Annotated in this window: 11 protein-coding genes; 3 read left to right on the top strand and 8 right to left on the bottom strand. The window is 67.3% G+C overall.

The window, feature by feature from the left end; genetic code table 11:
• Nucleotides 1-48: 48 nt before the first annotated feature.
• Nucleotides 49-681, bottom strand: a complete 633-nt coding sequence (locus B3D50_RS12420) for a LysE family translocator (RefSeq protein WP_286951565.1) — start codon at nt 679-681, stop codon at nt 49-51.
• Between the two features lie 182 nt (nt 682-863).
• Here B3D50_RS12420 and clpB point away from each other — a divergent pair, with 182 nt between their 5' ends.
• Both clpB and B3D50_RS12410 read left to right on the top strand, forming a co-directional pair.
• A complete protein-coding gene (gene clpB / locus B3D50_RS12415) occupies nt 864-3,449 on the top strand; it encodes an ATP-dependent chaperone ClpB (RefSeq protein WP_286951562.1) in 2,586 nt (861 codons plus the stop codon).
• 242 nt (nt 3,450-3,691) lie between these two features.
• Entirely contained in the window at nt 3,692-4,027 is a 336-nt protein-coding gene (locus tag B3D50_RS12410; protein ID WP_286951560.1) for a GIY-YIG nuclease family protein, read from the top strand.
• Nucleotides 4,028-4,030: 3 nt separating this feature from the next.
• On the opposite strand, the gene B3D50_RS12405 is transcribed toward B3D50_RS12410, so the two are convergent.
• From B3D50_RS12405 to B3D50_RS12375, 7 genes are all read right to left on the bottom strand, one after another.
• Nucleotides 4,031-4,387, bottom strand: a complete 357-nt coding sequence (locus B3D50_RS12405; protein WP_286951557.1) for a hypothetical protein — start codon at nt 4,385-4,387, stop codon at nt 4,031-4,033.
• A 983-nt stretch (nt 4,388-5,370) separates the two neighbouring features.
• On the bottom strand, nt 5,371-6,771 hold the full coding sequence (gene lpdA, locus B3D50_RS12400; protein ID WP_286951555.1) for a dihydrolipoyl dehydrogenase: 1,401 nt from the start codon (nt 6,769-6,771) through the stop codon (nt 5,371-5,373).
• Nucleotides 6,768-7,220 carry a hypothetical protein gene (locus B3D50_RS12395; RefSeq protein WP_286951553.1) on the bottom strand — a complete coding sequence of 151 codons (453 nt, stop codon included), beginning with the start codon at nt 7,218-7,220 and terminating at the stop codon, nt 6,768-6,770. The genes lpdA and B3D50_RS12395 overlap by 4 nt, the downstream gene beginning before the upstream one ends.
• Nucleotides 7,217-7,711 (bottom strand): hypothetical protein, encoded by a 495-nt coding sequence (locus B3D50_RS12390; protein ID WP_286951552.1) that lies wholly within the window; start codon nt 7,709-7,711, stop codon nt 7,217-7,219. Before B3D50_RS12390 ends, B3D50_RS12395 begins: the two co-directional genes overlap by 4 nt.
• 1 nt (nt 7,712) lies before the next feature.
• Nucleotides 7,713-9,350 carry a 2-oxo acid dehydrogenase subunit E2 gene (locus B3D50_RS12385; protein WP_286951549.1) on the bottom strand — a complete coding sequence of 546 codons (1,638 nt, stop codon included), beginning with the start codon at nt 9,348-9,350 and terminating at the stop codon, nt 7,713-7,715.
• 1 nt (nt 9,351) lies between these two features.
• Nucleotides 9,352-10,362, bottom strand: coding sequence for an alpha-ketoacid dehydrogenase subunit beta (locus B3D50_RS12380; protein ID WP_349680882.1), 1,011 nt, complete (start codon nt 10,360-10,362; stop codon nt 9,352-9,354).
• A gap of 108 nt (nt 10,363-10,470) precedes the next feature.
• Complete coding sequence (locus B3D50_RS12375; protein WP_286951544.1) at nt 10,471-11,700, bottom strand: 3-methyl-2-oxobutanoate dehydrogenase (2-methylpropanoyl-transferring) subunit alpha; 1,230 nt, start codon at nt 11,698-11,700, stop codon at nt 10,471-10,473.
• A 148-nt stretch (nt 11,701-11,848) separates the two neighbouring features.
• Between B3D50_RS12375 and B3D50_RS12370 the strand changes: the two genes are divergently transcribed.
• Complete coding sequence (locus B3D50_RS12370) at nt 11,849-12,337, top strand: Lrp/AsnC family transcriptional regulator (protein WP_003166242.1); 489 nt, start codon at nt 11,849-11,851, stop codon at nt 12,335-12,337.
• Nucleotides 12,338-12,358: the final 21 nt, after the last annotated feature.

Here is a 12,358-nt window from a genome sequence, read left to right as displayed (position 1 = left end):
ACGGCAACGCTTAAGGTTCCATGCGCCGCGCTTTCCTTTCGGATCCGCTCAGGCTCGCGTCTCCCAGGCGGTCCAGGCGGCGATGGCGACCAGGCCCAGGGCCATGGCGGCGCGCAGCATCGGACCCTGGGCGCGGGTCAGCAGGGCGCCGCCCGCGCGCGCCGCCGTCAGCACGATGGTCGTGTGGACGACGACGCTGACCAGAACGTGCAGCGCGCCTAGCGTCAGGGCCTGCGCCAGGGTCGAGCCGTGGTCGGGGCGCATGAAGCCGGGCAGCAGCACCACATAGAGCAAGGCGGCCTTGGGGTTCAGCAGATTGCCGATCAGGCCGCGTCGGAACAGGGCGCGTCGCCGCATCGCGACCGGGGCGACGCCCGCGCCGTCGCCCGCACTGCGCCAGGCGTCCCAGGCCAGCCACAGCAGGAAGCCTACGCCCGCCCAGCGGATGGCCTGATACAAGGCGGGCCAGCGCAGCACCACTTCCGTCAGCCCGAAGGCGGCGGCGACCATCCACAGCGTCAGGCCCAGGGTGACGCCCGCCACGGCGGCCAGCCCGGCCGCGCGCCCCTGCGACAGGGACGCCAGCGCCAGCCACCCCATGTTCGGGCCGGGCGTCAGCTCCATCAGCGCCACCGCCGCCAGGAACGGCAGGACCACGGTCGGATCGACGGGCGGCTGCATCGGCGAATTCCATCCTCTTCCTAAGGCTAGGCTAGGCCGGGAGGGGCGGCGTCATCAATCGCGGGTCGGACCTCTTGCGTGTCCCATAGGCCACACCCACCTCCTTTGCGACAGCTCAAGGCGTCGCTTCGTGAAAGGGCGCATTGAGTCGAAATCCGCCTCCCGAGGGGAAACCGAACGACATGAATCTCGACCTCTATTCCGACCGCGCCAAACAGGCCGTCCAGTCCGCCCAGTCGCTGGCCCTGGCCCGCCGCCACCAGCAGTTCGCGCCCGAGCATCTGCTCAAGGTGCTGCTCGAGGAGCGCGACGGCCTGGCCCGCAAGCTGATCGACCAGGCGGGCGGCGACCCGTCCGCCGTCGAACTCGTCACCGAGGGCCTGCTGAAGAAGCGGCCCCAGGTTTCGGGCGGCTCGGGCCAGATCTATCTGGACGGCGACACCGCCCGCGTCTTCAACGCCGCCGAGGAGGCCGCGAAAAAGGCGGGCGACGCCTTCGTCACCACCGAACGCCTGCTGGCCGCCATCGCCAAGGAGGGCGGCGCCGCCGCCGAGGCGCTGAAGTCCGCCGGGGTCACGGCCAAGAAGCTGGACGACGCCGTCGCCGAAATCCGCAAGGGCAAGACCGCCGACAGCGCCGGCGCCGAGGACAACTTCGACGCCCTGAAACGCTACGCCCGCGACCTGACCGAGGCCGCGCGCGACGGCAAGGTCGACCCCGTCATCGGCCGCGATGAAGAAATCCGCCGCACCATTCAGGTGCTGGCCCGCCGCACCAAGAACAACCCCGTCCTGATCGGCGAACCCGGCGTCGGCAAGACCGCCATCGTCGAGGGTCTGGCCCTGCGCATCGTCAACGGCGACGTGCCGGAAAGTCTGAAGGACAAGAAAGTCCTGTCGCTGGACATGGGCGCCCTGATCGCGGGCGCCAAATACCGCGGCGAGTTCGAGGAACGCCTCAAGGCCGTGCTGAACGAGGTCGCCGCCGCCGAGGGCCAGATCGTGCTCTTCATCGACGAGATGCACACCCTGGTCGGCGCGGGCAAGGGCGACGGGGCCATGGACGCCTCCAACCTGCTGAAGCCCGCCCTGGCGCGCGGCGAACTGCACTGCGTCGGCGCCACCACGCTGGATGAATACCGCAAGCACGTCGAGAAGGACGCGGCCCTGGCCCGTCGCTTCCAGCCGGTCTTCGTTTCGGAACCCACCGTCGAGGACACGGTGTCGATCCTGCGCGGCCTTAAGGAGAAGTACGAGGTCCACCACGGGGTGCGCATTTCCGACAGCGCCATCGTCGCCGCCGCCACCCTGTCGAACCGCTACATCACCGACCGCTTCCTGCCGGACAAGGCCATCGACCTGATCGACGAGGCCGCGTCGCGCGTCCGCATGGCCGTGGATTCCAAGCCTGAGGCTCTGGACGAGATCGACCGCCGTCTGGTCCAGCTCAAGATCGAGCGCGAGGCCCTGAAGAAGGAGAGCGACAGCGCCTCGCAGCAGCGTCTGGAGAAGTTGGAGGACGAGATCGCCGACCTCGAGGGCCAGTCGGACGACATGACCGCCCGCTGGAAGTCGGAAAAGGACAAGGTGGGCCAGGGCGCGCAACTGCGTGAGACCCTGGACCGTCTGCGCGCCGAACTGGCCGCCGCCCAGCGCGCCGGCGACCTCGGCCGCGCCTCAGAGATCGCCTATGGCCAGATCCCGCAGTTGGAGAAGCAACTCGCGGACTCCGAATCCCCGGCGGCGGTCGCCGCCCCGCTCACCCCCGAGGTCGTCGACGGCGAACAGATCGCCGCCGTGGTCAGCCGCTGGACCGGCGTGCCCGTCGACAAGATGCTGGAGGGCGAGCGCGAGAAGCTGCTCAAGATGGAGGACGAACTGGGCCGCCGCGTGGTCGGTCAGGACGAGGCCCTGGCCGCCGTCTCCGACGCCGTGCGCCGCGCCCGCGCCGGCCTGAACGACCCCAACAAGCCGCTAGGCAGCTTCCTCTTCCTGGGCCCCACGGGCGTCGGCAAGACCGAGCTGACCAAGGCGCTCGCCGGCTATCTGTTCGACGACGACAACGCCATCACCCGCATCGACATGTCCGAATACATGGAGAAGCACTCGGTCAGCCGCCTGATCGGCGCCCCTCCCGGCTATGTCGGCTATGACGAGGGCGGCGCCCTGACCGAGGCCGTGCGTCGTCGCCCCTATCAGGTCGTCCTGTTCGACGAGGTCGAGAAGGCCCACCCCGACGTCTTCAACGTGCTGCTTCAGGTGCTGGACGACGGCCGCCTGACCGACGGTCAGGGCCGCACCATCGACTTCAAGAACACCCTGATCATCATGACCTCCAACCTGGGCAGCCAGTATCTGGCCGATCAGCCCGAGGGCGAGGACGTCGAGGCCGTTCGCCCGCTGGTCATGGAGCAGGTCCGCGCCCACTTCCGGCCTGAGTTCCTGAACCGCATCGACGAGATCATCCTGTTCCACCGCCTCGGCCGCGAACAGATGGGCGGCATCGTCCGCATCCAGCTGGCGCGTCTGGAGAAGCTGATGGCCGACCGCCGCCTGACGCTGGCCCTGGACGACAGCGCCCTGACCTGGCTCGCCGACAAGGGATACGACCCAGTGTACGGCGCCCGCCCCCTGAAACGCGTCATCCAGAAGGAACTGGTCGACCCGATGGCGAAGAAGCTGCTGGCTGGCGAGATTGAGGACGGCAGCGTGGTCGCCGTATCAGCGGGCGCCGACGGGCTGGAGATCGGGAAGGCGCGGGTGCATTAACGCGCCTTCCAGCGTCGATCCGAGAAAGGGGCCGCGTCATTGCGGCCCCTTTTTTCTTTCGTCATCCTCCGGCAAGCCGCGTCAGCGGCGCAGACCGGGGGACCCAGCGGCGCGCGGGAGCGCGAAAGATCCACGCTCGGCGGCCGCGCTAAGATCGCCTTCGGCGCCGCTGGGTCCCCCGGTTCCGCGCTGCGCGCGGCCCGGAGGATGACGAAAGAGGGGGAGCGGCATAGGCTGTGTGCATGGCGACCCATCGCACCTTCATCGCGACCTACATCATGGCCAGCGGGCGCAACGGGACGCTCTACGCCGGCTCGACCTCCAATCTGGAAAGCCGCGTGTGGAAGCACAGGACGCGCGCCTTTCCCGGCTTCACCGACGCCTATGACTGCACCCGTCTGGTCTGGTTCGCGCAGCACGCCCTGATGCTGGATGCGATCCGGCGCGAGCGGCGGATCAAGAAATGGCTGCGCGACTGGAAGCTGGCCCTTATCGAGAAGGACAACCCGGACTGGCGCGACCTCGCGGCCGACTGGTTTTCTGATCCGAACTGGACCCCGCCGCCCGGCGCCGACTGAGCCTCACCCCAGCACCGGCATCACCTCCACTCCGTCGCAGGGGAAGGGGTTCATGTGCGGGTGGTTCTCGAACAGGCGGGCCGCCGCCTCGTGGCTGTCGGCGCGTACGACCATGAAGACGGTCAGCAGGTTGACCACGTCGGTCACGGCGCCGTCGTCGTCGATGCGTTTGGTCGGGCCCAGCGGGCCGCCCTGAAAGACGATGGAGTCGCGGTGCGCCTCCTCCCAGGCGGCGACGGCGGCGACGCCGAGGCGGGCCGTCTCGGCCTGGTCGGCCTCGCTCATGGCGCGCCAGGCCCGCCATTTGGGGCCGGTCTTGTCGCTGGTGAAGACGGCCAGGTAGTGGGTCTGCGCGCTCATCGAAGCCTCCCGTTTGCGCAAAGGGTCGGTCTTTCGTCGGCCGTGGGCAAGCGGGACCGCCTCCCCTTGTGGGAGAAGGAAAATCCGCCGGCCTTCACATCAAGGCTTCGCAGCGCCTGATATTTCCCGCCTCCGCGCCCCGCTCGTCCTCATCTCCCCGCCCCACCTCCCGCCTGCCGCATCCTGCCCCTCGTCCCGTCGCAGGGGAGGGCTCGCTCGGCCGGCGAACCGAAGCGGCGGCGGGAGCGGAGAGAACGGGGTCCGTGTCGGACCGTCGGCCTCCCATCGCGCGCGCCGGGCAAGGGGAACCCCAGCGGAAGGCGGCGACGGTTCGGGCGGGCGGTTCAGGATGTCCTGCGGGCGGCGGAACGAGGCGAACGCCTCCAACGCCGTTCCGCGGCCTCAAGCCGCGCGCAAGCGCGACCGGCCGCAGACATCGGGACGCGGAGCCGACGGGGCCTAGCGACGGGGCGTTCGACCCGTCCGCCAGAGAGGCTCCGGCCAGGGTCGAGGGGGTTACTCGGACCGTTCCAGGACCGCGTCGTCGCGCGGCCTGCCCGTCATGGGCGCCGGGGGTAGCCGCGAACAACGGCGCCTGCCCCGAGCTCATGTCCGACTCTTCGCGCGGGGCGTCGGCCTTCGTCGAAACGGTAAATCACATCTTCTCCGGGCGAAGCCCCGGCGCCCCGCCCAGCCCTCTCGCCGCCCGGTCACGCCGAGGCGGGTAAAGCTGTTCCTTCTCCCCTTGTGGGAGAAGGTGGGCGAGCGGAGCGAGGTCGGATGAGGGGTTGCGCGACCTCAAATCCTCGGCCTTCATCCAGCTTCGGAAAGACCCCTCATCCGGCCCTGACGGGCCACCTTCTCCCACAAGGGGAGAAGGATGCTCAGGCCGCGTCGGGTCGGGAGGTCCCGAAGGGCCGACGATCGCGGCCTGCTCGACTGCGCTCAAGCAGCGAGCGACCGCGTCGCGAGCGATAGCGCTCTCAGATGTGTATGGCGTGGCCCAGCGCGCGCAGGGACGCCTCGTGGAAGGCTTCGCCCAGGGTCGGGTGGACGTGGATGGTTCCGGCCACGTCCTCCAGCACCGCGCCCATCTCCAGCATCTGGGCGAAGCTGTTGGACAGCTCCGACACGTGCTGGCCGACGGCCTGGACGCCCAGCAGGCGGTGGTCCGTCTTCGAGGCGATGACGCGGACGAAGCCGCCGTCCTCGCCCGCCTCGATGGCCAGGGCGCGGCCGATGGCGGCGAAGGGGAAGACCGCCTGAATCACGTCGTCGCGGCCCTTGACGTCGTCGGGGCCGAGGCCCGCCGAGACGATCTCCGGCTCGGTGAAGCAGACGGCGGCGATGGTGGTCGGGTCGAAGACGCGATCATGCCCGGCGATGATCTCGGCCACGACTTCGCCTTGCGCCGAGCCCTTGTGCGCCAGCATGGGCTCGCCGGTCAGGTCGCCGATGGCCCAGACGTTCTTCATGCTGGTGGCGCAGCGCTCGTCGATCTTCACGAACGGGCCGTTCATGGCCACGCCCATGTTCTCCAGGCCCCAGCCCTTCGTCCGCGCGCGGCGGCCGACGGTGACCAGCACCTTGTCGGCGTCCAGCTGCATCGGATTGCCGTCCTTGTCGGTGACGTTCAGCTTGCCGTCGCCGAACCCGCCCGCGCGGGCGCCGAGCAGCAGCTGCACGCCGTGCTTCTCCAGCCACTTGGCGACCGGGTCGGTCAGGGCCTTGTCGTAGAGCGGCAGGATGCGCTCGGCCATTTCGACGATGGCGACTTCGGCGCCCAGCTTGCGGAAGGCGATGCCCAGCTCCAGGCCGATGTAGCCGCCGCCGACGACTACCAACTTCTTGGGAACCTCGGGCAGGCTCAGGGCCTCGGTGGACGAGATCACGTCGCCGCCGAACGGCAGGAAGGGCAGTTCGACCGGCTCCGACCCTGTGGCCAGGATGACGTGTTCGGCGGTGATGCGGATGTCGCCGTCGTCGGTTTTGACGGTGCAGGTCTTGGCGTCCGAGAAGTCGGCCCAGCCCTTGATGACCTTGACCTTGGCCTTCTTCAGCAGGGCGGCGACGCCGGCGTTCAGCTTCTTGACCACGCCGTCCTTCCACTCGACCGTCTTGGACAGGTCGATGGCCGGGGTCGAGGCGGTGATGCCCAGGGTGCCCGCGTCAGACGCGGCCTTGGCCACCGTCTCAAACTTGCCCGCCGCGTGAATGATGGCCTTGGACGGGATGCAGCCGACGTTCAGGCAGGTGCCGCCGAGACCGGGCGACGCATCCACCAGCACGGTCTCCAGCCCCAGCTGGCCGCAACGGATGCCTGCGACATAGCCGCCGGTCCCGGCGCCGATGATCAGGACTTTGGTTTTCAGGGTCTGGGTCAACGATAGGCCTCGATGCGAGAGGTGAATTCGGGAGGAATTTGCTGGGGTTCAAAAAGGTGTACGGCGCCGTTCGGGGTTTCCATCCCGAGCACGAGGTCGCCGACTTTCACGCGCTGAAAATCGACGCAGACCATATCGGAGTAGTCACCAAGGCGACGAACGCTCTCGGCTGCTGTCAGGGCATAGGTCGGCTTGGGCTGGCCTTGGATCGCTTCCAGACGCTCGATAGTGGCCTTGGATTCCGAGATTTCCAGGGTCGCTGTGCGACGAGGTTCCTGCAGTCGCTCCACCGTTGTCACGCGCCCGATGAAGAGTGCTGGACCATCGGCGCGCAGAAGCGAAGGCCAGTGAGGCGGAGGCTCAGGAATGCAGGCCCAGGCGGAGGTCGCACTGAGAGCGGCGAGGGCGAACCCAATGATCAGAACTTTGGTTTTCAGAAGCTGGGTCATTCGCGTTGATAGCGCTCTAGGAGATTCTGAATTTTTGAGAGATCGTCGGTGTACGGATGCACTTCCATGGGGGCGCGATAAGCTGATCCGTCAATGGAGGCGGGCGCGCGTGTATCTTCGCCGTGGGAGGGCGTGATGACCTCGGCGAAGAGACGTTGGGCTTCCGCTGGATCAGCTTCGAGCAGCAGCAAAACGCGTTGACCTTCTTTAACGGAGAAAATCGGTTCGCAATCATCCTTCGTAGCCCAGCGATAGCTTGGCAAGGTTCGTAAGCGGGCAGGACCAGTAAGTCGAAAATTGGCTACGTACACGGGACCCATGCCTTCTTCCCACTCTCTGGGCTGCACCCGTCGAACTTCGGCGACCTCAGCTTCGAATGCTGCGGGGGCGGTAAGGAAGGTGAAGTTCAGGGGAAGAAGCGTACAGGCGTTGGTTTTGCCTGCCGCCAACAGCGCGGCTATTGTCAGAGCTATAGCCGCGCTGCGCTTCATCCTAGTTCATCCACAAGGTCGCCGGATTTTCCAGCAGGGTCTTGATCTTCTGCACGAAGACCGCCGCGTCATGGCCGTCGACGATGCGGTGATCGAAGCTGGAGGACAGGTTCATCATCTTGCGCACGACCATCTGGCCGCCTCGCACCACGACGCGCTCCTCGATCTTGTTCGGACCGACGATGGCGACTTCGGGGTGGTTGATGATGGGCGTGTGCACCACGCCGCCGAGCGTGCCCAGCGAGGTGATGGTGATGGTCGAGCCGGACAGCTCCTCGCGCTTGGCGCTGCCGTCCTTGGCGGCGCCCGAGACGCGGGCGATCTCCTCGGCCGTGTCGTAGGCGTCGCGCGCCTCGGCGTGGCGGACGACCGGGACCATCAGGCCGTTCGGCGTCTGGGCGGCGATGCCCAGATGGACGGCGTTGTGCTGGGTCAGCACGCCCGCCTCGTCGTCATAGGTGGCGTTGATGTTCGGCTGGTCCTTCAGGGCCACGACGATGGCGCGGGCGATGAAGGGCAGGACGTTGAGCTTAGGCTTCCCTGTGCCCTTGTTCTGGGCGTTCAGGTGGGCGCGCAGCTCTTCCACCGCCGTCATGTCGATGTCCTCGACATAGGTGATGTGCGGGATGCGACGGACGCTCTCGGCCATCTTCTCCGCGATCTTGCGGCGAAGGCCGATGATGCGGACTTCGTTGGCGCCCTCGGCCCTGGCGTAGAGCGAGCCGCCCGAAGCCGTGGCCGGGGCGAACGTGCCGCCGCGCGCGACGAAGGCGTCCAGGTCGGCGTGCTCGATGCGGCCTGCGGGGCCGCTGCCCGGCACAAAGACAAGGTCGATGCCCAGATCACGCGCGCGGTTGCGCACGGCGGGCGAGGCTAGCGGGCGCTCGCCCGGCTGGCGGCCGGTCAGGGCCGGAACGGGCTTGGCGTCGGCCTTGGGCGCAGCAGCAGGCTTGGCGGCCGGTGCGGCGACAGGCGCCGGCGCAGCCTTCTCGGCCTTGGCGACAGGCGCCGGAGCGGCGGCAGGGGCTTCGGCGACATTGCCCTTGCCCTCGACCTTGAAGCTGACCAGCGGGCCGCCGACGGCGATCTGCTGACCGGCTTCGCCGTGCAGGGCGACGACGACGCCAGAGACCGGGCTGGTCAGTTCGACCGTCGCCTTGTCGGTCATGACTTCGGCCAGGATCTGGTCTTCCTGAACCGTGTCGCCGACCTTGACGTGCCAGCCGACCAGTTCGGCCTCAGCCGTGCCTTCGCCCACGTCGGGCAGTTTGAAGACGTGGTTCGCGCCAGCGGCGGCGACGGGCGCCGCAGCGGCTTCAGCCTTGGGCGCTTCGACGGCGACCGGAGCGGGCTCAGGGGCAGCGGCGGCCGGTTCGTCGGCGGCGGCGTTGCCTTCACCCTCGATCTCGAACTCGGCCAGCGGGCCGCGCACGGCCATCATCTGACCGGGCTCGCCGTGCAGGGCGGTGACGACGCCCGCAACCGGGCTGGTCAGTTCGACCGTGGCCTTGTCGGTCATGACGTCGGCGACGATCTGATCCTCGGCGACCGTATCGCCGACCTTGACGTGCCAGCCGACGAGCTCGGCCTCAGCGGTGCCTTCACCAACGTCAGGAAGCTTGAAAACAAAACGACCCATCTTAGCGACCTCCCGTCATGACGGCTTTCAGCGCGTCGGCGACCCGCTGCGGTCCGGGGAAATATTCCCATTCAAAGGCGTGCGGATAGGGCGTGTCCCAGCCGGTCACGCGCGCCACCGGCGCCTCCAGGTGATAGAAGCAGCGCTCCTGAACCAGGGCGCTCAGTTCGCCGCCGAAGCCCGAGGTTTTCGGCGCCTCGTGCACGATGACGCAACGGCCGGTCTTCTTGACCGAGGCCTCGATGGTCTCGATGTCCAGCGGAACCAGGGTGCGCAGGTCGATGACCTCGGCGTCGACGCCCGCATGTTCAGCGCCCGCCAGCGCGACCCAGACCATGGTGCCATAGGCCAGGATGGTGACGTTGGACCCTTCCTTCATCACGCGGGCCTTGCCGATCGGCTCGACGTATTTGCCGGTCGGGACCTGGGCCAGTTCCTGCGCCTTCCACGGGCTGACCGGCTTTTCGTGCCAGCCGTCGAAGGGGCCGTTGTACAGGCGCTTGGGCTCGAAGAAGATGACGGGATCGTCGTCCTCGATCGCCGCGAGCAACAGGCCCTTGGCGTCATAGGGGTTGGACGGGATCACCACCTTCAGGCCGGCGATGTGGGTGAACAGGCTTTCCGGCGACTGGGAGTGCGTCTGGCCGCCGAAGATGCCGCCGCCGTAGGGGCTGCGCACCACCATCGGCGTGGTGAACTGGCCGCCCGAGCGATAGCGCATCTTGGCCGCTTCGGAGACGATCTGGTCGTAGGCTGGATAGATGTAGTCGGCGAACTGGATCTCGACCACCGGGCGCAGGCCATAGGCGGCCATGCCGATGGCCGTGCCGACAATGCCGGATTCCGAAATCGGGGCGTCGAAGCTGCGGTTCAGGCCGTGCTTCTTCTGCAGGTGGTCGGTGACGCGGAAGACGCCGCCGAAATAGCCCGCGTCCTCGCCGTAGGAGACGACGGTCGGGTCTTCGGCCATCTTGACGTCCAGGGCCGAGTTCAGGGCCTGGATCATGTTCATCGGCGCAATGGGGGGGGCGGCTGCAGAGGCTTCTGGGGCGACCGACGCCGGTGCGTCCTTCTGGTCGACCATGTCGGCTTCAATCTTGTCGTTGATCTCGGCCATCACTCAGACTCCTACTTCGCGGCGCTGTTCGACCAGACGCCAGTCCTCGGTCGCATAGACCTCCTCGAACATGGTCTTCACGCTGGGGCGCGATTGGCCCAGGGTGCCGATGGCCTCGGATTCCTTGGCGGCGGCGCGGACTTTCTCGACCGCTTCCTTCTCGGCCTCTTCCTGCTGTGCGTCCGACCATTCGCCCAGACTGATCAGGTGCTGCTTCAGGCGGGCGATCGGATCGCCCAGCGGCCACTTCTCGTGCTCGTCGCCGGGGCGGTAGCGGCTGGGATCGTCCGAGGTCGAGTGCGGGGCGCCGCGATAGGTGAACAGCTCGATGATCGTCGCGCCCTGATTGGTGCGGGCGCGTTCTTCGGCCCACTGGGTCGCCGCCCAGACGGCCAGGAAGTCGTTGCCGTCGACGCGCAGGGCGGGCAGGCCGTAGCCGATGCCCTTGGAGGCGAAGGTGGTCTCAAGCCCGCCGGCGATGCCCTGGAAGGAGCTGATGGCCCACTGGTTGTTGACGATGTTCAGGATGACCGGCGCGCGATAGACGGCGGCGAAGGTCAGGGCCGAGTGGAAGTCGCTTTCGGCCGTCGAGCCGTCGCCGATCCAGGTGATGGCGATCTTGTCGTCGCCGCGGATGGCCGAGGCCATGCCCCAGCCCACGGCCTGAACATACTGCGTGCCCAGATTGCCCGAGATGGTGAAGAAGCCGTAGTCCTTGGCCGAATACATGATCGGCAGCTGGCGGCCCTTGATGGGGTCTTCGGCGTTCGAATAAATCTGGTTCATCATGGTCGCGAGCGGATAGTCGCGCGCGATCAGAAGGCCCTGCTGGCGATAGGTGGGGAAGCCCATGTCCTCGCGGCTCAGGATCATGCCCTGGGCGACCGCGATGGCCTCTTCGCCGGTGCACTTCATATAGAAGCTGGTCTTGCCCTGACGGTGGGCGCGGTGCATCCGGTCGTCGAAGGCGCGCGTCAGGATCATGGCCTTCAGGCCGCGACGCATCGTCTCAGGGGCCAGCTTGGGATCCCACGGGCCCACGGCCTGGCCTTCATCGTCCAGCACGCGGATCAGGCGGAAGGCGAGATCGCGCATCTCGGCGGGCGCCGTGCTGACCGCCGGGCGGTCGACCGCGCCCGGCGCATCGAGCTTCAGGTGGCTGAAATCAGGCGTGTCGCCCGGCCGACCCGAAGGCTCCGGCACGCGCAGCGACAGCGTCGGGGTGTTCTTCATCAATGCCTCCCGTCCGGTTGAACCGGCCGCGTTTCCTTATGGATGAGGGCATAGCATGGCGTATGATTGTTGGCTCTCCTAAAAACACCCTTGCCAAATGGCGTTTTGGGGTATTTTATTGCGCAGAAAGCTAATTCGGAGAAAGCCTTTGGCCGACGACCTCGACCCTATCGACGCGCGCATCCTCGACATCCTTCAACAGGACGCAGGCCTGTCTGTCGCCGAGGTCGCCGATCGCGTCGGCCTGTCAGCCTCGCCGTGCTGGCGCCGGATCAAGAGACTGGAGGACTCTGGCCTGATACGCAAGCGTGTCACGCTATTGGACGCTGGTCTTCTGGGTCTGGACTTCGAGGTCTACGCCATCGTCAAGCTGAGCCTGCCGACCCGCGACAACCTGCAGATCTTCGAACAGGCCGTCGAAAGCTGGCCCGAAGTGGTGCAGTGCGCCACTATCACGGGGCGCGAGGATTACGTCTTGCGCATCATCACCACCGACATGCACGCCTTCGACCAGTTCCTGCGCGACAAGCTGCTGACGCTGGGCATCGTCTCCAACTGCGAGAGCCACATCGTCACGCGCGGGGTGAAGAACGTCACCACCCTGCCGCTGGGCATCATCACCCCGCACGTCGGCTGAGGCTGATCCCGCCGTCGCCTT

This window comes from Brevundimonas sp. UBA7507 (assembly GCF_002478355.1).
Classification (GTDB): domain Bacteria; phylum Pseudomonadota; class Alphaproteobacteria; order Caulobacterales; family Caulobacteraceae; genus Brevundimonas; species Brevundimonas diminuta_D.
Note: the sequence above shows the minus strand (reverse complement) of the source record. Positions and strands in the feature narration are given on the sequence as shown.